We start from the raw sequence: 974 nt of genomic DNA, 5'->3' as shown, positions 1-974 counted from the left end.
GCAATCGGCTTCTTCATCACGCCGACGCTGCTGGGCGGACGTCACGAGACGATGATTACGCAGTTGATCATCGATCAGGTGTTGCAGGCGTTGAATTGGGGTTTTGCGGGTGCGATCTCGGTGCTGCTGCTGGCGGTGGTGCTGGTGGTGTTCGTGGTGTATGACCGGATGGTGGGTCTCTCGACCATGACCGGTGGCAGCACGGCGAACAACCCGAAGCAGCACGGCGGCATGGGCCGCAAGGTCGGCGACGCGCTGCTCACGCTGCTGGCAAACGCAACCGATGCCTTGATCGCATTGCTTCCCAAGCGCAAGAAACGCGCAGGCGACGGCAACGGCATGACATTGCGCACGGTGGTCACGCTGATCCTGGTGTTCTTGAGCGCACCTGCGTTCCTGATGATCCCGCTGTCCTTCGATTCCGCCTCGGGCCTCGCCTGGCCGCCGCATGGCGTGTCGCTGCAGTGGTACCAGCAAGTGATGGAATCGCCCCTGTGGATGCAGGCCGCGACCCGTTCGCTCGTAGTCGGCGTGGGCACCGGTGTGCTGTCGATGGCGATCGGCACGCCCGCGGCGTTCCTGCTGGTGCGCGGCGGCTTGCGCTGGAATGCGGCGATGCTGGCGTTCGTGCTCGCCCCGATCGTAGTGCCGCGCATGATCCTGGCCGTGGGCGTGTTCTACTTCTTCGCGAAGATCGGTCTGGTGGGTTCGTCGCTGGGACTGGTGCTGGCGCACACGGTGGTCGCCGTGCCGTACGTCGTGATCACGATGATGGCGGTGCTGCGCAACTACGACACGCGCCTTGACCTCGCCGCACAGAGCATGGGCGCACGTACCTTCACGACACTCAGAAGAGTAACCTTCCCGATCCTGAGCGCAGGCATGCTCTCGTCGTTCCTGTTCGCGTTCGCGACTTCGTTCGATGAGTTGACCATCGCGCTGTTCTCGTCAGGCGGCCTGAGCACGACGCTGCC

1 protein-coding gene is annotated in these 974 nt (G+C 63.8%); it reads left to right on the top strand.

What is annotated here, in order from left to right; all coding sequences use genetic code 11:
* Nucleotides 1-974: ABC transporter permease subunit (locus QCE83_RS35005; RefSeq protein ID WP_309821473.1), on the top strand; the 974-nt coding region annotated here is incomplete at both ends.

The sequence above is a fragment of the Caballeronia sp. LZ034LL genome (genome assembly GCF_031451215.1).
Taxonomy (GTDB): Bacteria; Pseudomonadota; Gammaproteobacteria; order Burkholderiales; family Burkholderiaceae; genus Caballeronia.
The sequence above is the reverse complement of the archived record's forward strand: the minus strand, read 5'-3'. Positions and strand labels throughout refer to the sequence as shown.